The 19,043-nt window shown below is 28.6% G+C and carries 13 protein-coding genes, 4 tRNA genes and 1 pseudogene; 4 read left to right on the forward strand and 14 right to left on the reverse strand.

What is annotated here, in order from left to right; translation table 11 throughout:
• Positions 1-95: 95 nt before the first annotated feature.
• From rpoC to murB, 13 genes are all read right to left on the reverse strand, one after another.
• Positions 96-4,316, reverse strand: coding sequence for a DNA-directed RNA polymerase subunit beta' (gene rpoC / locus D9V66_RS00170; RefSeq protein ID WP_158365438.1), 4,221 nt, complete (start codon positions 4,314-4,316; stop codon positions 96-98).
• Positions 4,317-4,394: 78 nt separating this feature from the next.
• Complete coding sequence (rpoB, locus tag D9V66_RS00175; RefSeq protein WP_158365440.1) at positions 4,395-8,423, reverse strand: DNA-directed RNA polymerase subunit beta; 4,029 nt, start codon at positions 8,421-8,423, stop codon at positions 4,395-4,397.
• 171 nt (positions 8,424-8,594) lie between these two features.
• Complete coding sequence (gene rplL, locus D9V66_RS00180) at positions 8,595-8,963, reverse strand: 50S ribosomal protein L7/L12 (RefSeq protein ID WP_158365444.1); 369 nt, start codon at positions 8,961-8,963, stop codon at positions 8,595-8,597.
• A gap of 66 nt (positions 8,964-9,029) precedes the next feature.
• The gene (rplJ, locus tag D9V66_RS00185) at positions 9,030-9,527 is read right to left on the reverse strand and encodes a 50S ribosomal protein L10 (RefSeq protein WP_158365446.1); all 498 of its coding nucleotides are present in this window, start codon (positions 9,525-9,527) and stop codon (positions 9,030-9,032) included.
• Positions 9,528-9,782: 255 nt separating this feature from the next.
• The gene (gene rplA, locus D9V66_RS00190; RefSeq protein WP_158365448.1) at positions 9,783-10,478 is read right to left on the reverse strand and encodes a 50S ribosomal protein L1; all 696 of its coding nucleotides are present in this window, start codon (positions 10,476-10,478) and stop codon (positions 9,783-9,785) included.
• On the reverse strand, positions 10,475-10,909 hold the full coding sequence (rplK, locus tag D9V66_RS00195) for a 50S ribosomal protein L11 (RefSeq protein WP_158365450.1): 435 nt from the start codon (positions 10,907-10,909) through the stop codon (positions 10,475-10,477). The genes rplA and rplK overlap by 4 nt, the downstream gene beginning before the upstream one ends.
• A gap of 42 nt (positions 10,910-10,951) precedes the next feature.
• Positions 10,952-11,500: a transcription termination/antitermination protein NusG gene (nusG, locus tag D9V66_RS00200; protein WP_158365452.1), complete on the reverse strand. Its 549-nt coding sequence runs from the start codon at positions 11,498-11,500 to the stop codon at positions 10,952-10,954.
• Between the two features lie 2 nt (positions 11,501-11,502).
• Positions 11,503-11,886 (reverse strand): preprotein translocase subunit SecE, encoded by a 384-nt coding sequence (secE, locus tag D9V66_RS00205; protein ID WP_158365454.1) that lies wholly within the window; start codon positions 11,884-11,886, stop codon positions 11,503-11,505.
• Positions 11,887-12,149: 263 nt separating this feature from the next.
• Positions 12,150-12,222 (reverse strand) — tRNA-Thr (locus D9V66_RS00210).
• A 17-nt stretch (positions 12,223-12,239) separates the two neighbouring features.
• Positions 12,240-12,311, reverse strand: a tRNA-Gly gene (locus tag D9V66_RS00215).
• Positions 12,312-12,332: 21 nt separating this feature from the next.
• Positions 12,333-12,414, reverse strand: a tRNA-Tyr gene (locus tag D9V66_RS00220).
• Between the two features lie 22 nt (positions 12,415-12,436).
• Positions 12,437-12,509, reverse strand: a tRNA-Thr gene (locus tag D9V66_RS00225).
• Between the two features lie 82 nt (positions 12,510-12,591).
• A complete protein-coding gene (murB, locus tag D9V66_RS00230; protein ID WP_158365456.1) occupies positions 12,592-13,650 on the reverse strand; it encodes a UDP-N-acetylmuramate dehydrogenase in 1,059 nt (352 codons plus the stop codon).
• 132 nt (positions 13,651-13,782) lie between these two features.
• On the opposite strand from murB, the gene metF reads away from it, so the two are divergent.
• On the forward strand, positions 13,783-14,661 hold the full coding sequence (gene metF / locus D9V66_RS00235) for a methylenetetrahydrofolate reductase (RefSeq protein ID WP_158365458.1): 879 nt from the start codon (positions 13,783-13,785) through the stop codon (positions 14,659-14,661).
• A 13-nt stretch (positions 14,662-14,674) separates the two neighbouring features.
• On the opposite strand, the gene argE is transcribed toward metF, so the two are convergent.
• On the reverse strand, positions 14,675-15,820 hold the full coding sequence (gene argE / locus D9V66_RS00240) for an acetylornithine deacetylase (RefSeq protein WP_158365460.1): 1,146 nt from the start codon (positions 15,818-15,820) through the stop codon (positions 14,675-14,677).
• 146 nt (positions 15,821-15,966) lie between these two features.
• Here argE and argC point away from each other — a divergent pair.
• From argC to D9V66_RS00255, 3 genes and pseudogenes are all read left to right on the forward strand, one after another.
• A pseudogene (gene argC / locus D9V66_RS00245) lies at positions 15,967-16,974 on the forward strand (N-acetyl-gamma-glutamyl-phosphate reductase).
• A 21-nt stretch (positions 16,975-16,995) separates the two neighbouring features.
• Entirely contained in the window at positions 16,996-17,769 is a 774-nt protein-coding gene (argB, locus tag D9V66_RS00250) for an acetylglutamate kinase (RefSeq protein ID WP_158365461.1), read from the forward strand.
• Positions 17,770-17,817: 48 nt separating this feature from the next.
• Positions 17,818-19,023 carry an argininosuccinate synthase gene (locus D9V66_RS00255; protein ID WP_158365462.1) on the forward strand — a complete coding sequence of 402 codons (1,206 nt, stop codon included), beginning with the start codon at positions 17,818-17,820 and terminating at the stop codon, positions 19,021-19,023.
• The last annotated feature ends 20 nt before the right edge of the window (positions 19,024-19,043 follow it).

Here is a 19,043-nt window from a genome sequence, read left to right on the forward strand (position 1 = left end):
TAATTAATATAAATTATTAACTTTTTAGTGTGGCTGCTTTTAAGAGCAGCCATAATTTAGATATATTTAACAAATATTAAAGATAATCATTTTTATTATGTAAGAGTGGAATTTAATAATTCTGAAAGACTAGCAGAAGCTTCTTCAACACTAATTGAAGAGCTATTAACTGTTGTAGAATTATTATGTTTTTTTTGACGACGATTCAAACGTTCTTTATGATATGCATATCCTGTACCTGCAGGAATTAAACGTCCAACAATTACGTTTTCTTTTAATCCTCGTAATTCGTCTTTTTTTCCTGCAACTGCAGATTCAGTTAATACTCTTGTTGTCTCTTGAAAAGATGCTGCTGATATGAAAGATTCTGTTGCAAGTGATGCTTTAGTAATACCTAATAAATCTCTTGAAAAAGAAGCTAATTTTTTATTTTTTTGGTTTAAAATACGATTTGAAATCTTTATACGAGAAAATTCAACTTGTTCACCATCTAAAAAATTAGAATCTCCTGATTTAATTATAGTGGCTTTACGAAGCATTTGTCTTATAATTACTTCAATATGTTTATCATTAATTTTTACACCTTGTAAACGATATACTTCTTGTACTTCATTTACAATATATCTAGTTACAGCTTGAACCCCTCTTAATCTAAGAATATCATGTGGAGATTCTGGTCCGTCAGACACAACGTCACCTCTTTCTACTCTTTCTCCTTCAAATACATTTAATTGTCTCCATTTTGGAATCATTTCTTCATAAGTATCATTACCGTCTACTGGTGTAATTACTAATCTTCTTTTCCCTTTTGTTTCTTTTCCAAAAGATATAATACCACTAATTTCAGCTAAAATTGCTAATTCTTTTGGACGTCTAGCTTCAAATAAATCCGCCACTCTTGGAAGTCCACCAGTTATATCTTTAGTTCCACCTGATTCTTGGGGTACTCGTGCTAATGTATCGCCTGAACTAATTTCTACTCCATCATCAAGTTGAACAATAGCTTTTCCAGGTAAAAAGTATTGTGCAGGCATATCTGTACCTGAAATAAGAACATCTTTTCCATTACGATCGATTATCTTTAATGCTGGTCTTAAATCTTTACCGATTGACATTCTTTCTGCAGTATCTAATACTACTATAGAAGATAATCCTGTTAATTCATCTGCTTGTCGTGTAATACTTTGACCATCAATCATATCTATAAATCGAACTAAACCATTAACTTCTGTAATAACTGGCATAGTATGTGGATCCCATTTTGCTACAGTCTCTCCAGATTTAACTTTTTCACCATCACCTTTAGCCATAATTGCACCATAAGGTACCTTATAGCTTTCTTTTGTTCTGCCAAAATTATCAATTATATTAAGTTCTACATTTCTTGAAGTAATAACTATTTTACCTGAAGAATTAGTAACAAATTTTGCATTATTAAGACTAATAATTCCTTTATTTTTGATTTGTATACTGGATTCTGCTGCTGCTCTTGATGCTGCACCACCAATATGAAAGGTTCTCATAGTAAGTTGTGTACCAGGTTCTCCTATAGATTGAGCTGCAATAACACCGATGGCTTCACCTTTATTAACTAGATTACCCCTAGCTAAATCTCGACCATAACAATAAGCACAAACACCAAAATCAGTATCACAATTTACTACTGATCTTACTTTTACGTTATCTATAGAACTATTTTCTAAAAGATCACACCATTGTTCATTAAGCAATGTATTTCTTTTAATTAATACTTTGTTAGTGTATGGAATAATAATGTCTTCTGCAGTAACACGACCTAAAACACGTTCTCTTAACGGTTCTTTTACATCTCCACCTTCAATTAGAGGAGTCATTAAAATACCTTCATGTGTTTGACAATCATCTTGTGTTACAACTAAATCTTGAGCGACGTCTACTAAACGACGTGTTAAGTATCCAGAATTAGCAGTTTTTAATGCTGTATCAGCTAATCCTTTACGTGCTCCATGAGTAGAAATGAAATATTGTAATACATTTAAACCTTCTCTAAAATTAGCTGTAATTGGAGTTTCAATGATAGAACCATCAGGTTTTGCCATTAAACCACGCATTCCTGCTAATTGACGAATTTGTGCTGCAGAGCCACGAGCTCCTGAATCAGCCATCATAAATATACTATTAAAAGAAATTTGTTTCTTTTTTTCACCTTTTTTATTTTTAACAGATTCTGTAGATAAATTTTCCATCATAGCTTTAGCTACTCTTTCATTAGCTGCAGCCCAAATATCAATAACTTTATTATATCTTTCACCAGCTGTAACTAGTCCTGATTGAAATTGTTCTTGTATTTCAGCAACTTCGATTTCTGCTTCATTGATAATATTTGCTTTTTTTTCTGGTATAACCATATCATCAATACCAACTGAAGCTCCTGATCTTGCTGCATAAGCAAAACCAGTATACATAATTTGATCAGCAAAAAAAACAGTAGGTTTAAGTCCTAAAATACGGTAACAAGTATTAAGCATTTTAGAAATATCTTTTTTACCTAATGTTTGATTAACTATGCTAAAAGGAAGTCCTTTAGGTACGATCATCCATAAAATCGCTCTTCCTATAGTAGTGTTGATAATTTTTTTGATTGGTGTAAAGCTTTTATCTTCATTTTTTTTATATTCTATTATACGAACTTTAACTAAAGAATGTAATTCGGCAATACCTAAGTGATATACTTTTTCTGCTTCGTTAGCGCCATTTAGCAACATTCCCTCGCCTTTTCCATTAATTTTTTCACGAGTCATATAATACAATCCTAAAACAACATCTTGAGAAGGTACAATAATCGGCTCTCCGTTAGCTGGAGATAGAATGTTATTAGTTGACATCATTAAGGCTCTGGCTTCTAATTGAGATTCTAGAGTTAATGGAACATGTACAGCCATTTGATCTCCATCAAAATCAGCATTATAAGCTGCACATACTAATGGATGAAGTTGAATTGCCTTTCCTTCTATAAGAACTGGTTCAAATGCTTGTATGCCTAATCTATGTAAAGTAGGTGCTCGATTCAATAGAACTGGATGCTCACGAATGACTTCATCTAAGATATCCCATACTACAGCTTCTTCTCTTTCCACCATTTTTTTTGCTGCTTTTATAGTAGTTGCTAAACCACGAACTTCTAATTTACCATATATAAAAGGTTTAAAAAGTTCTAATGCCATTTTTTTAGGCAATCCACATTGATGTAAATGAAGATAAGGGCCTACAGTAATTACTGAACGACCAGAGTAATCAACGCGTTTTCCGAGAAGATTTTGTCGAAAGCGTCCTTGTTTTCCTTTAATCATATCAGCTAAGGATTTAAGAGGTCTTTTATTTGATCCTGTAATAGCTCTTCCTCTTCGACCATTATCTAATAGAGCATCTACTGCTTCTTGTAACATCCTTTTTTCATTTCTTACAATAATATCTGGAGCTGCTAAATCTAATAAACGTTTAAGACGATTATTTCTATTAATTACTCGACGATATAAATCATTTAAATCAGATGTGGCAAATCTTCCTCCATCTAATGGTACTAATGGTCTAAGATCAGGTGGTAATACTGGTAATACAGTTAAAATCATCCATTCGGGTTTATTATGAGATTGAATAAACGCTTCTAGTAGTTTAATTCTTTTTGTTAATTTTTTTCTTTTTGTTTCAGAATTAGTATCGTTTAACTCGATTCTTAATGTGTTACATTCTTGTGTTAAATTAATGTCTTTTAATAAAAATTGAATTGCTTCTGCTCCCATTGTTGCATTAAATTCATCACCAAATTCTTCTAATGCATCTAAGTATTGTTCTTCAGTTAAAATTTGACGTTTTTCAAGATTAGTCATTCCTGATTCTATAACGACATAGGATTCAAAATATAATACTCTTTCAATATCTCTTAAAGGCATATCCAATAATAAACCTATTCGTGATGGTAGAGATTTTAAAAACCAAATATGTGCTGTTGGTGAAGATAATTCTATATGACCCATTCTTTCTCTTCTAACTTTGCTTTGTGTAACTTCAACACCGCATTTTTCACAAATTACACCTCGGTGTTTTAATCTTTTATATTTACCACATAAGCATTCATAATCTTTTACTGGACCAAAAATACGAGCACAAAATAATCCATCTCGTTCAGGTTTAAATGTACGATAATTAATAGTTTCTGGTTTTTTAACTTCACCAAATGACCAAGATCTAATCATGTCTGGTGAAGCTAATGAAATTTTAATAGCATCAAAATCTTCATTTTTTGTTTGGGATTTTAAAAATTTTAGTAAATCTTTCACGCATCAGCTCCTGTCGGAGTAAATCTTTTTAAGTTGATAAATCTATGAATATTATTTATTATTTTAAGAGTAGCTTAATTACTCGCTTTCTAATTCAATATTAATACCTAATGATCGAATTTCTTTAAGAAGTACGTTAAAAGATTCTGGCATACCAGGTTCCATTTGATGATTTCCATCTACAATATTTTTATACATTTTAGTTCTTCCATTAACGTCATCAGATTTTACAGTTAACATTTCTTGCAATGTATAAGATGCCCCATATGCTTCTAGTGCCCAAACTTCCATTTCACCGAAACGTTGTCCACCAAATTGAGCTTTTCCACCTAGTGGTTGTTGTGTGACTAAACTATAAGAACCAGTAGAACGAGCATGCATTTTATCATCTACTAAATGATTTAATTTCAACATATACATATAACCAACTGTAACTGGTCTTTCAAATTTTTCTCCTGTTCTTCCATCAAAAAGTGTAATTTGTCCTGAAGTAGGTAAATCAGCAAATTCTAGAAGTTTTTTTATTTCGTTTTCTTGCGCTCCATCAAAAACAGGAGTAGCAATAGGGATTCCATTTTTTAAATTTTTTGCCAAACATAATATTTCTTCGTTTGAAAATGTATCTAAATTTATTTTTTGACGTAAATTATCTCCAAGATCAAATGCTTTTTGTATAAATTTTCTTAATTTAGAAATTTTTTCTTGATTTTTAAGCATATGATTAATTTTGTCACCAATGCCTTTAGCCGCCATGCCTAAATGTGTTTCTAATATTTGTCCTATATTCATTCGAGAAGGAACACCTAATGGATTTAAAACAATATCCACTGGTATACCATTTTCGTCATAAGGCATATCTTCAATAGGATTAATTTTTGAAATAACTCCTTTATTTCCATGTCTTCCTGCCATTTTATCACCAGGTTGGATTTGACGTTTTACTGCTAAATACACTTTTACAATTTTTAGAACACCTGGAGCAAGATCATCACCTTGTGTTATTTTACGTCTTTTCATTTCAATTTTTTTATTAAATTCCTCTTTTAACTCATTATGTTGTTTTGCAAGTTTTTCTATTTCTTTTCTTTTATCTTTTTGTTTTATTTCGATTGAAAACCATTTTTCATAATTTAATTTATTAAGTTTTTCTACTTTAATATCAAAAGATATAAGAGTTTTTTTAATGTGAGTTAACAAACTTGATTCAAATATTTTAAATTCTTCAGTAAGGTCTTTTTTTGCTTTTTTTAATTGCATTTCTTCAATTTCTATAGCTCTTTTATCTTTTTTTACACCATCTCTAGTAAATATTTGTACATCTATAACTGTTCCTGATACTCCATTAGGTACTCTTAATGAAGAATCTTTTACATCTGATGCTTTTTCTCCAAAAATAGCACGTAATAATTTTTCTTCTGGTGTGAGTTGTGTTTCTCCCTTTGGTGTTACTTTACCTACTAATATATCGCCTCCAGTAACTTCGGCTCCAATATAAACAATTCCTGATTCATCTAATTTAGATAATGCAGCTTCTCCTACGTTAGGTATATCTGAGCTAATTTCTTCTGGTCCTAATTTTGTATCTCTTGATATACACGATAGTTCTTGTATATGAATGGTAGTAAAACGATCTTCTTGTACAACTCTTTCTGATACTAAAATAGAATCTTCAAAATTATATCCATTCCAAGGCATAAAAGCCACTCGCATATTTTGTCCTAATGCCAGTTCTCCTAAATCGGTAGAAGGACCATCAGCTAATACATCTCCTTTTTTTATTATTTCACTTAAATTTACACAAGGTTGTTGGTTGATACATGTATTTTGATTTGATCGAGTATATTTTGTTAAATTATAAATATCTATTCCTGCTTCTTCTGAATGTGTTTCTTTTTCGTTTACTTTAACTACAATGCGAGAAGCATCGACATATTGAATAAAACCACTCCTTTTGGCTACCACTGTAACGCCTGAATCTACTGCTACTGCTCGTTCCATTCCAGTTCCAATAAGAGGTTTATCTGCTTTTAAAGTAGGTACTGCTTGACGTTGCATATTTGCACCCATTAAAGCTCTATTTGCATCATCATGTTCAAGAAAAGGAATTAAAGATGCACCAACAGATACAATTTGTTGAGTTGAAACATCCATATAATTAACTTGATTACGATTAAATAAACTAGATTCACCTTTGTGTCGACAAGTTACTAAGTCATCAGTAAAAAAATTATTTTTATCAATATTTGTATTTGCTTGTGCAATAATGTAATTACCTTCCTCTATGGCAGACAAATAATTAATTTCTTTAGTAACTAAACCATTTCGTACCTTTCGGTAAGGTGTTTCTAAAAAACCATAGGTATTTGTTCGAGCATATACAGATAAAGAATTTATTAATCCAATATTTGGACCTTCTGGAGTTTCTATAGGACAAACACGTCCATAATGAGTAGGATGTACATCTCGAACTTCAAATCCAGCTCTTTCTCTAGTTAAACCACCTAGTCCTAATGCTGAAATTCGTCTTTTATGTGTAATTTCTGATAGAGGATTGTTTTGATCCATAAATTGAGATAATTGACTGGAACCAAAAAATTCTTTGACAGCTGCAGATATTGGTTTAGCATTAATCATATCTTGTGGCATAATGGTATCTAAATCGCCAATAGATAATCTCTCTTTAACTGTTCTTTCTACTCTTACTAAACCAATTCTAAATTGATTTTCCGCCATTTCACCAACTGATCTAATACGTCTGTTGCCTAAGTGATCAATATCATCTACTTCTCCCTTTCCATTACGAATATCAATTATTTTTTTTATAACGTCAATTATATCTTTTTTATCTAAAGTACCTGATCCTTCAATTTCCTGACGAAGAAGAGATCTATTAAATTTCATTCTACCAACTGAAGAAAGATCATATCTATCTTCAGAAAAAAATAAATTTTCAAAGAGATTTTCTGTTGCTTCTTTAGTAGGAGGTTCACCAGGTCTCATAACTCGATAAATTTCTATTAGTGCACTTGTACGATCATTAGTAGAGTCTATTCTGAGTGTTTCTGATATATATGGACCGTGGTCTAAATCATTGGTAAAAAGTGTTTCAATAATATCAAAACCAGATTTTTTTAATTTTTCTAATATTTCTAAGGATAGTTCTGTATTAGCAAAAATAATAGTTTCACCGGTTTTTTTATCTAAATAGTTTTTAGATACAATTCTTCCTAAAATGTATTCAATAGGAACTTTAATAGATTTTATTTGATCATTTTTTAATTCTTGAATATGTCGTGCAGTAATACGACGACCTTTTTCTACATATATTTTACCTCTTTTTTCAATATTAAATGATGCAGTTTCACCTCTTAGTCTTTCTGGGACTAGTGTTAATTCAATATTGTTTTTGTCTATTTTAAAAATATTTTTTTCAAAAAATAGATTCAATATTTCTTCCGTATTATAATTTAGAGCTCGTAAAATGACTGTTACTGGAAGTTTGCGACGTCGATCAATTCTAACAAATAAATTATCTTTTGGATCAAATTCAAAATCTAACCAAGATCCTCGGTAGGGAATAATACGTGCATTATAAAGTACCTTTCCTGAAGAATGGGTTTTTCCTTTGTCACTGTCAAAAAAAACCCCAGGACTACGATGTAATTGAGAAACAACAACTCTTTCTGTTCCATTAATTATAAATGTTCCATTATTAGTCATTAACGGAATTTCACCCATATAAACTTCTTGTTCTTTAATATCTTTTACAGTAGCTTCTAATATATCACGTTCATAAATAACAAGACGTAGTCTCACTCTTAGTGCTGCTGAATAAGTAGCACCTCTTATTTGACATTCTTTTACATCAAAAATTGCTTCACCTAGACGATAACTGACGTATTGAAGTTCAGCATTTCCATTATAACTACGAATTGGAAATACAGAACGAAATGCTGCTTCTAAACCTTGTTGAGCTTCTATGTCTAGTTGAATAAATTTTTTAAAAGAATCTAGTTGAATAGAAAGAAGATATGGTATATCCAAAACTTGTGGACGTTTGCCAAAATCTTTACGAATACGTTTTTTTTCGGTATAAGAGTAAACCATAGAGTTCCTAAATTTTCTGACAGATAAGTTAAAAATATAATTTAACTTTTGTCTTAAGGGAGAGACATTTTTAATTTTTTAGAAAAAATTTGAATGTTTTAATCAAAAAGGCTGGTGAGTTAAAATCACCAGCCATTCTTGAAAGTTAATTAAATTATACAATTTAATTTTTTATTTAATTTCGATTTCGGCGCCAACATCTTCCAATGTTTTTTTAAGTGATTCTGCATCTTCTTTGCTAATGTTTTCTTTTAAAACAGTTGGTGCTGATTCTACTAAATCTTTTGCTTCTTTTAGTCCCAATCCTGTTGCACTACGTACAGTTTTAATAACTGATACTTTATTAGGTCCAATAACTTTTAAAAAAATATCAAATTCTGTTTTTTCTTCATGTATATCTTTTTCAAGATTATTGTTAGAACTTATAGACATATTAGCTGATACTCCAAATTTTTCTTCCATCGCAGCTATAAGTTCTACAACATTCATCACTGACATTTCTGATACAGCTTGTAAGATTTGTTCTTTAGTAATAGACATAACAATAATTCCTAATAAGAATTAGAATTATTTTAGATGTTATCAAAGCATCTAAAATAATAACCTTTAAGAGGTTTCTTTTTTCTTTTTTATGGCAGATAATGTATAAATAAGTTTTCCAGCAACTGATATTTTTAATACAAATAAAAGTTTTATGATTGCTTCTTTGTAAGTAGGCATATCTGCTAGTTGAGTGATTTCTGGAATAGACAGTAATTTTCCTTCAAATGCTGCTCCTGTAATTTTAAATTGTGCATTTTTTTTTGAAAATTCTTTAAATAGTCTAGCCCCACTACCTGGATGTTCCATAGAATAGGCAATAAAAGTAGAACCTTTTATTTTTTTTTTTAAACATTCAAAAAGAGTATTTTTAATTCCTAAAGATAATAGAGTATTTTGAACAATACTCATTTTTACTCCTATATTACGTCCGGACTTTCTTAGTTCATTTATTTCGTTTACAGAAATACCTTGAGAATCTGCAATAACAGCCGATAGTGCTATATTAGATATTTTATTAATTTTAGAAACGATTATTTTCTTTTTATCAAGAGTTAAGGGCATTTTTATTCAATTCTCCTTATTTCAACAGAGAGAAATAATTTTTAATTAATTTTATGATAAAAAAAATAAAAAGAGACAATCTTTTCTGAAAAAAATTTGCAATTGCATATTTATTGGTTTTTCATAATTATTTTTATCAGTATTAGAAATGGATTATTTTTAAGATGCATGTAATAAATAATAACTTTTAATTTGATTAAAAATGGGGTTATTATAGATAATTTTTTTTCTAGCGTAAAGATGAAAATTATTTTACTAAATATATAAATTAGATGGATCTAGTGTTAATCCTACACCCATAGTTGTTGATAAAACTATCTTTTTGATATATGTACCCTTTGATTGTGGAGGTTTGGCTTTTTTTATAGATTCTAAAAATAGGTTAAAATTTTCTTTTATACAATGTTTTTCAAAATTAATTCGACCAATTGTAGCATGAATTATACCATTTTTGTCATTACGGTACCGCACTTGTCCTGTTTTAGCATTTTTAACTGCCTGAGAAATATTTGTTGTCACTGTTCCTAATTTTAGGTTAGGCATAAGACCACGTGGTCCTAATGTTTGTCCTAACTGTGTTACTATTTTCATTGCATCTGGTGAAGCAATAGCACAATCAAAATTGATACCTTCTTTTTTTATTTTTTCAACTAAATCTTCCATTCCTATTAGTTCTGCACCTGCTTTTTTAGCTATTTGAACATTTTCACCTTGAGTAAATACTGCTACTCTAATAAAACGTCCAATGCCATTTGGTAATATTACTGAACCACGAATATTCTGGTCAGATTTTTTTGAATTTATTCCTAAATTAATTGCAATATCAATACTTTCATTAAATTTTACTTTCGATAATTTTTTTAATAAAGTTATTGATTCGTCAAAAGGATATAATTTTTCTAAATCAATGTTTTTTTTGATGTTTTTTATTCGTTTAGAAACTTTTTTCATTTTGATTCCTCGATAATTAAACCCATAGATTTAGCAGTTCCTTCAATTGAACGCATCATATTTTCAATGTTAGAACCTGTCATATCGTTGTTTTTAATTGTCGCTATTTCTTTTATTTGTGCATAACTAATTTTTCCAACATTTTCCAATTTTGGTTTACTTGATCCTGATTTAATTCCAGATAATTTTTTTAATAAAACAGATGCTGGAGGTGTTTTTGTAATAAATGTAAATGAGCGATCAGAATAAACTGTAATAATTACTGGTATAGGCAGACCTTTTTCTATGTTTTCTGTTTGTTTATTAAATATTTTACAAAACTCCATAATATTAACACCTTTTTGACCTAAAGCAGGTCCTATTGGTGGACTGGGATTAGCCATTCCTGCTGATATTTGAAGTTTAATATAAGATTGTATTTTTTTAGCCATTTTTTTATCTCTAAATATAAAAATATTTTTATTTAAATAAATTTAGTTTTTTTCGACTTGTCTAAAATCTAATTCTACAGGAGTTGATCTTCCAAAAATTGATACAGAAACTTTAAGTCTGCTTTTTTCATAGTCAACTTCTTCTACAACACCATTAAAATCTGCAAAAGGACCATCGTTTACACGAATCATTTCACCTGGTTCAAATAAAGTTTTAGGTCTTGGTTTATTACCAATTTGTCGTAGTCTGTTAATAATTATTTCTACTTCTTTATCGCTGATTGGTGAAGGTTTATCTGATTTTCCTCCAATAAAACCTAAAACTCTAGGTATGTTTCTTATCAAATGCCATGTTGAATCAGTCATTATCATTTGAATTAAAACATATCCAGGAAAAAATTTATATTCACTTTTTCTACGTTGTCCAGATCGCATTTCAATAACTTCTTGAGCTGGAACCATTACTTCTCCAAATAAATTCTCCATGGCATTTAATTTGACATGTTCTTTTATTGATTGTGCTACACGACTCTCGAATCCAGAAAACGCTTGTAATACATACCATCTTTTTTTTCTTTGAATTTCATGCATCTTTAAAACCTTAAACTAATAATAAATGCTATTAAACGAAATATAATATTATCTAAAATCCATAAAATAAAAGATATAAAAATTGTTATAGTAATTACGATTAACGTAGTATATAAAGTCTCTTTGTATTCAGGCCATATTATTTTTTTTATTTCTTTTTTTAAAACTCTTATATACGATATAATATGTTTTCCTTTTACTGTCCATAATAAAGTTCTAATTGCACATATAATCAGAAAAAACATGATAACTAGACGGATATATAATTCCATTTTATAAAAATAGTAATAAGTCAAAAATGACAAAATAAATAATATAGATATAGATAACCATTTTATTTTCTCTAAAACTTGAGATTCTTTTTGGTTTTGATTATTTTTATTCATAGTTTCTCCTAAAATTATTGAATAATATAGAAAAAATATGTTATCAATACTAAATATTTATTTTTTTATTTTTTAAAACACTCTTGAGATGTCTTTAAAAAAATCAAAAATAAAATTTTTTGAATAGATTCAGTTTTTTTTGAAGAAATTTAGATAAATTAAAAATTTATAATAATTTAAGATAAAATATAAAAATATTAGGGTGAGAGTGATGATAGATTTTTTTGATAATTTTTTTAAAAAAACGGGCGTTTTTTAAAATATGCTGATACCCAGAATTGAACTGGGGACCTCACCCTTACCAAGGGTGTGCTCTACCTACTGAGCCATATCAGCAAATTTATTAAAATTTTAGCGGGCAGCGGGAATTGAACCCGCATCTTCAGCTTGGAAGGCTAAAGTAATAGCCATTATACGATGCCCGCATTTCATAATTTTTATACGTTTGGTGGGAGAAGGATTCGAACCTTCGAAGTCTACGACGGCAGATTTACAGTCTGCTCCCTTTGGCCGCTCGGGAATCCCACCTAGAAATAGGCATTTTTATATTTGCCGGCTACCGGAATTGAACTGGTGACCTACTGATTACAAGTCAGTTGCTCTGCCTGCTGAGCTAAGCCGGCTTTTTTAAAAAAATTTTTAATAAGTAATATTATATAATTTTTCATCTTTATTGCAAGTATTTTATAAAAATAATTCATTATATTATGTTTCTATTTTATTAAGAACATTTAATGGATTAATTTTTCCTATGGGTCCAATAAAGTCTATTTCTGGCTCTAAAAATACATTGAATTTTTTTAAAATGCATGTTTGTATTATTTTTGCTAATTTTATAACTTCTTTAGAAGTTGCATTCTTTTTATTTATTAATATTAGTTTTTGTGTTTTATGAATAGCTGCATCTCCAATTTGTATGTTTTTAAATTTACAATTTTGAATTAACGCACCACCCGATATTTTTATTAAGCCATTTTTTTGAGGGTAGTAGGGAATATTATACAAAGATATAAGTTTATCTGCTTGTTTTTTTATTATGATAGGATTTTTAAAAAAACTACCTGCATTACCAATTTTTTTAGGGTTTGGTAATTTTTTAATTCGTATTTTACATATGATATTAAAAATTTTATGTGCTGTTGTGTCTTTTAGATTTATGTAATTTTTTAATACAGAGAATATAGTTGGATTCCATATTTTTGACAACTTTATACCAACTGCAATAATAGCATAATCATAATTGTATCGATTTTTAAAAATACTACTTCGATAAGAAAATTTGCAAGAATTTTTATTAATTCTTTGAATCTTATGATCTTTTAAAGATAATACATCAACATATGAACATACATCTTTAAATTCTAATCCATACGCCCCAATATTTTGAATTGCGGCCGATCCTATACGGCCAGGAATTAATGCTAGATTTTCTAATCCAAAAATATTTAGATTTAAAGTATATTTGACTAGATTATGCCATTTTTCTCCTGAAAAAACGTGTAAAATCCAAAATTTATTTTTTTCTGTTATTTTTATTCCTTTAATTCTATTAATAAGAACTACTCCCTTATAGTTTTCCAAAAAGAGTACATTACTTCCTTCTCCTAAAATTAAATAAGGAATTTGAAATAATTTACAATTTTTCACTGTTTTTATTAATGCGTGAATCGTTTTTATAAAAATAATTTTTTTTGCTGTTACATCTATTGCAAATGTGTTTAAATCTTTTAAGGATGAATTGAATAAATATTTTTTGTTATACATAGAATTCTTGAATGATCTTATTTAAGTTTTTTTATATTGATGATAATTATATTCTTTATAAGAATACTTATTATAGTAACCTTTATAAGTTTCAAAAATTTTATATTAAATTATTTTAATGGAGTTTTAAATATGCATATTTTTTCTGAATATTATCAAGATATAGTAAAACAAAAAAGAGAAAACATTCGTAATTTTGCAAAATGTTCTTTTGAATTTTTTCCTCCAAAAAACTCTATTTTAGAGAAAAATCTTTTTTCTTCAGTTGAAAAACTTAGTACATTAAAACCAAGATTTTTTTCTGTAACTTATGGAGCAAATAGTGGTGAACGTGAAAAAACATATAAATATGTAAAAAAAATATACAGAAAAACAGGTATTACTACTGCTGCTCATCTAACTTGTGTCGATTCTACTCCTGATGAATTAAAAAAGATAGCAGAAAACTATTGGGAAAATGGTATTAAAAGCATTGTTGCATTAAGAGGAGATACACTAACACAAAACTTGAAACATAAAATGTACGCTTCTGACTTAGTCATTTTATTAAAAAAAATAGCAAATTTTGATATTTCTGTAGCAGCTTATCCTGAATTACATCCAGAATCAAAAAATTCTGAATTTGATATTGTTAGTTTAAAGAGAAAAGTTGATGCGGGCGCAAGTAGAGCAATTACACAATTTTTTTTCAATGTTGAAAAATATTTATATTTTAGAGATAATTGTTTAAAACATAATATTAATATTGAAATTATACCTGGTATATTACCTATTTATAATTTTAAGCAACTACAACGTTTTTCTAGTATGACTAATGTTAAAATTCCTAATTGGATGTTTGAAATATTTAATGGATTAGATGATGATTTGATTACACAAAAAAATATAGGTTCTAGTATCGCAATTGATATGGTAAAAACATTATCTCGCGAAGGAGTGAAAAATTTCCATTTTTATACTTTAAATCAATCTGATACGGTTTATACCGTATGTCATGTGTTAGGTTTATAAAAATTTATTATATCTAATAACAAAATTTATATATTAATTTATTAATAATTTTTTTAGTAGGTTTAATAAAAGATAAATCTAGATATTCATCTGGTTGATGTGCTTGTTTAATAGATCCAGGGCCTAATATTAACGTTGGTGCTATCTTTTCTAAAAAAGGAGCTTCTGTACAGTAATTCACTGTTTTACTATTTAAATTGCATAGTTCTTCTATTATTTTTATATTATTTTTTTTATGTGAACATTGATAAGGGGGAACACTAGAAAAAAGTTTTTTGATAATGATACGATTAGACCATTTTTTTATGATTGATTTTAACTTTTCTTGAATTAAAATTTCTATTTGTGTTAGAGTAAGTCCTGGTATTGGTCGTATTTCAAATTTTAATGTACATAAAGAACAAATACGGTTAATTGTATCACCTCCATGTATAGAAGATAAGTTCATAGTTGAATATGGAATAGAAAAATTTTTATGATTGTATTTTTTTAAGTCATTTTTCAAAAAAATTAAGTGTTTAATAATATTATTCATAATTTCAATACTATTAATGCCGCTATCTGGATTGCTAGAGTGTCCGGTTTTACCAGTTACTTGAATTAAGTAAGAGATATGTCCTTTATGAGAGCTTATTAGTTGTAAAGAGGTGGGTTCTCCAACTATTATGCAATCTGGTTTAATAATTGCAGATTTTATAAAATATTTAGCTCCAGACATGTCCGTTTCTTCATTGGCAGTGGCAAGAACATAAATTGGTTTATTTATTTTTTTTATATTTATAGAAGATATTACCTCTAATACAAAAGCAAAAAAACCTTTCATATCTACTGTTCCTAATCCGTAAAATCTATTATCGACTTCAGTCAACATAAAAGGGTCTTTTGTCCATGTTTTTTCATCAAAATTAACAGTGTCTGAATGTCCAGATAAAAGCAATCCTCCATGTCCTGAACCAATAGAAGCTAACATGTTAAATTTATTGTTAGTACATGGTACTTGATTAATTTGTATTGAAAACTTCAAATCAGAAAAATAATTCGATAACAGATCAATAAAGCCTTTATTGCTTTGATCTATGTGTTTATTATCACTGCTAATTGTAGGAATTTGGATTAATGAGCGATATATTTCTGTAAAAGAAGGTATTTTTTTTATCATAGTGTAAACTTTTATAAATATTTATTTTTAATATGTAAAATATTTTATTCATAACAAGATAATTTATCAATACATTAATAATTTCAAAATTTAATATATCATTTTATTTTCAAATAATAATTTTTTATTTAAGGTTTATTAATTTTATGTTAAATGTGTTAATTGTTGGTGCTAGTGGATATGCTGGTGCAGAATTAGTTAATTATCTGAATTGTCATAGGTTTGTTAATATAAAAAAAATACTTGTTTCAGAAAATAGTTTAGATGTAGGTAAATTATTTTCTGATATACATAAACAATTTATAAATGTTGTAGATTTAAGATTTGAAGCTATAAGTAATTTAAAGTTGATTAATAAAGATTTTGACGCAGTTTTTTTGGCAACAGATCATGAAATTAGTCACTCTCTTGTTCCTTTTTTTATATCTTGTAATTGTGTAGTGTTTGATCTTTCTGCTGCTTATAGATTAAAAAAAAGTAGTTTTTATTTAGAATATTATAATTTTTTTCATCAGTATCAACAATTATTAAAAAAATCTGTATATGGATTAGCAGAATGGAATGAACGTGATATTATCACATCACAATTAATTGCGGTACCAGGATGTTATGCAACTTGTGTTCAATTAGCATTAAAACCTCTTATAGAAGAAGATATTCTTTGTTAAACTTATACACCTGTTGTTAATGCTGTTAGTGGAGTTAGTGGTGCAGGTAGAAAAGCTAATTTTAATAATAGTTTTTGTGAGGTAAGTTTACAACCATATAATATTTTTACTCATCGCCACACTCCTGAAATTATAGAAAATTTAGGAATTCCAATAATTTTTATTCCAATTTTAGGTTCTTTTTCTCGGGGTATTATTGCTACTATTACATGTAAATTAAAGTCTAATATTAGATCAATTGATGTTCGTAGCATATTTTACAAGTTTTATAAAAATAAACCATTAATTCGTTTATATGATACATCTTTACCTAGTATTAAAACAGTTGAAAAATTACCATTTTGTGATATTGGTTTTATGGTTAAAAATAATTTCATAGTTATTGTAACCGCTGAAGATAATTTATTAAAAGGAGCAGCTTCTCAAGCAATACAATGTTTTAATATTCGTTTTGGTTTTTCTGAAATTGAATCAATAATCACTTAATTGATGATGAGGTATTTTATAATGAATCCATTAGTTATTAAATTAGGGGGAGTTCTTTTAGAAAGTGATAATGCTATGACGCGTTTATTTGAAGCGTTAGTTGATTATCGAAAATCCTATAAACGTTATGTGTTGATAATTCATGGAGGAGGTCGTTTAATTGATGATCTAATGAAAAAACTTAATTTACCAGTTAAGAAGAAAAATGGTTTACGTGTTACTTTATCTGAACATATTAATGTTATTACAGGTGCATTATCTGGAACTGCTAATAAAACTCTTCTTGCACGAGCATTAAAACACAATATAAACGCTGTGGGATTATGTTTAGCTGATGGAAAAAGTGTTGATGTAGAAAAATTAGATAAAGATTTAGGACATGTAGGAAAAGCCATACCAGGATCACCTTTATTTTTAAACAAACTGTGTAAAGAAGGTATTTTACCTATTATTAGTTCTATAGGAATTACTAATGATGGTTTGTTGATGAATGTTAATGCCGATTTAGCAGCAGCTGCTTTAGCAACTACTTTACATGCTAATTTGATTTTATTATCTGATATTAGTTCAATTTTAGATGGAAAAGGTCAAAGAATAGAAGAAATTAATAGTATTCAAGCTAAAAAATTAATTACACAAGGAATTATTACTAATGGTATGATTGTTAAAGTAAATGCAGCATTAGAAGCTGCAAATATTTTAAATCGTGCTGTAGATATAGCAAGTTGGCAAAACGCTGAAGAATTAGAATTGTTATTTAACGGTGTAAACATTGGTACTAGAGTCTCAGTTTAATTTTGTTTATATGTTATAAAATTTTTAAAAATAGGTTGAAAAAGAATTATGAAAAAAATGAATAAAGTTGTTTTAGCATATTCTGGTGGTTTAGATACTTCAGCAATTATTCCATGGCTTAAAGAAAATTATAATGTTGAAGTTATTGCGTTTGTAGCTGATATAGGACAATCTAAAAAAGATTTAAATGGAATTGAAAAAAAAGCATTAGAATCAGGAGCGTCTAGTTGTCACGTATTTGATTTGAAAGAAGAGTTTATAAAAAATTATGTTTATCCAGTTTTAAAAACTGGTGCTTTATATGAAGGTAACTACTTATTAGGAACAGCGTTAGCTAGACCTCTCATAGCAAAAAAACAAGTAGAACTAGCATTAAATATTGGTGCAGATTCATTATGCCATGGTGCCACTGGAAAAGGAAATGATCAAGTTCGCTTTGAAATGGCTTATGCATCATTAGCTCCAAATTTGCATGTAATAGCACCATGGCGTGAATGGAATCTTCATTCAAGAGAATCTTTATTGAGATATTTACATGAAAGAAATATTCCAATAACAGCAACATTAGAAAAAATCTATAGTAAGGATGAAAATTCTTGGCATATTTCTACAGAAGGAGGATTACTTGAAGATCCTTGGAATGAATCTAATGAAGACTGTTGGAATTGGACAGTAAAACCTGAAGATGCTCTAGAAAAACCTGAATATATTTTATTAGAATTGACAGAAGGTTGTGTAGTATCTGTTAATAAACTGAAATTAAATCCATTAAAATGTGTAGAAACATTAAATAAAATTGGTTCTAAACATGCTATTGGTAGAATGGATATGATTGAAAATAGATTAATTGGAATTAAGTCTCGAGGTTGCTATGAAACACCTGGAGGTACTATTATTACAACAGCTATAAAAGCTATTGAACAATTGGTTTTAGATCGAGAAAGTTTTCAATGGAGAGCAAAAATTGGTTTAGAAATGTCTTCAGTTGTTTATGATGGTCGTTGGTTTTCTCCAATACGAAAATCTTTGCAGGCTGCTGCTAATGAATTAGCATCTGAAATTAATGGAGAAGTAATATTAAAATTATATAAAGGTAGCGTTATAGCCGTGCAAAAAAGATCTCCTAATTCATTATATTCTGTAGAATATGCCACTTTTGGTGAAGATGAAGTATATAATCAATGTGATGCAAATGGTTTTATTCGTCTTTTTTCACTTTCTTCAAGAATACGTGCAAAAAATAAATGTAAATAGCTTTAAAAAACAAAAAACAT

It is taken from the genome of Buchnera aphidicola (Brevicoryne brassicae) (assembly GCF_005082825.1).
Taxonomy (GTDB): Bacteria; Pseudomonadota; Gammaproteobacteria; order Enterobacterales; family Enterobacteriaceae; genus Buchnera; species Buchnera aphidicola_AK.

Excerpts from the sequence above, each read along its gene's own strand:
- nusG (WP_158365452.1), bottom strand. The coding sequence starts at position 11,500 with ATGCATGAAATTCAAAGAAAAAAAAGATGGTATGTATTACAAGCGTTT.
- rplL (WP_158365444.1), bottom strand. The coding sequence starts at position 8,963 with ATGTCTATTACTAAAGAACAAATCTTACAAGCTGTATCAGAAATGTCA.
- secE (WP_158365454.1), bottom strand. The coding sequence starts at position 11,886 with ATGAATAAAAATAATCAAAACCAAAAAGAATCTCAAGTTTTAGAGAAA.
- metF (WP_158365458.1), top strand. The coding sequence starts at position 13,783 with ATGCATATTTTTTCTGAATATTATCAAGATATAGTAAAACAAAAAAGA.
- murB (WP_158365456.1), bottom strand. The coding sequence starts at position 13,650 with ATGTATAACAAAAAATATTTATTCAATTCATCCTTAAAAGATTTAAAC.
- D9V66_RS00255 (WP_158365462.1), top strand. The coding sequence starts at position 17,818 with ATGAAAAAAATGAATAAAGTTGTTTTAGCATATTCTGGTGGTTTAGAT.
- argE (WP_158365460.1), bottom strand. The coding sequence starts at position 15,820 with ATGATAAAAAAAATACCTTCTTTTACAGAAATATATCGCTCATTAATC.
- rplK (WP_158365450.1), bottom strand. The coding sequence starts at position 10,909 with ATGGCTAAAAAAATACAATCTTATATTAAACTTCAAATATCAGCAGGA.
- rplA (WP_158365448.1), bottom strand. The coding sequence starts at position 10,478 with ATGAAAAAAGTTTCTAAACGAATAAAAAACATCAAAAAAAACATTGAT.
- rplJ (WP_158365446.1), bottom strand. The coding sequence starts at position 9,527 with ATGCCCTTAACTCTTGATAAAAAGAAAATAATCGTTTCTAAAATTAAT.
- argB (WP_158365461.1), top strand. The coding sequence starts at position 16,996 with ATGAATCCATTAGTTATTAAATTAGGGGGAGTTCTTTTAGAAAGTGAT.
- rpoB (WP_158365440.1), bottom strand. The coding sequence starts at position 8,423 with ATGGTTTACTCTTATACCGAAAAAAAACGTATTCGTAAAGATTTTGGC.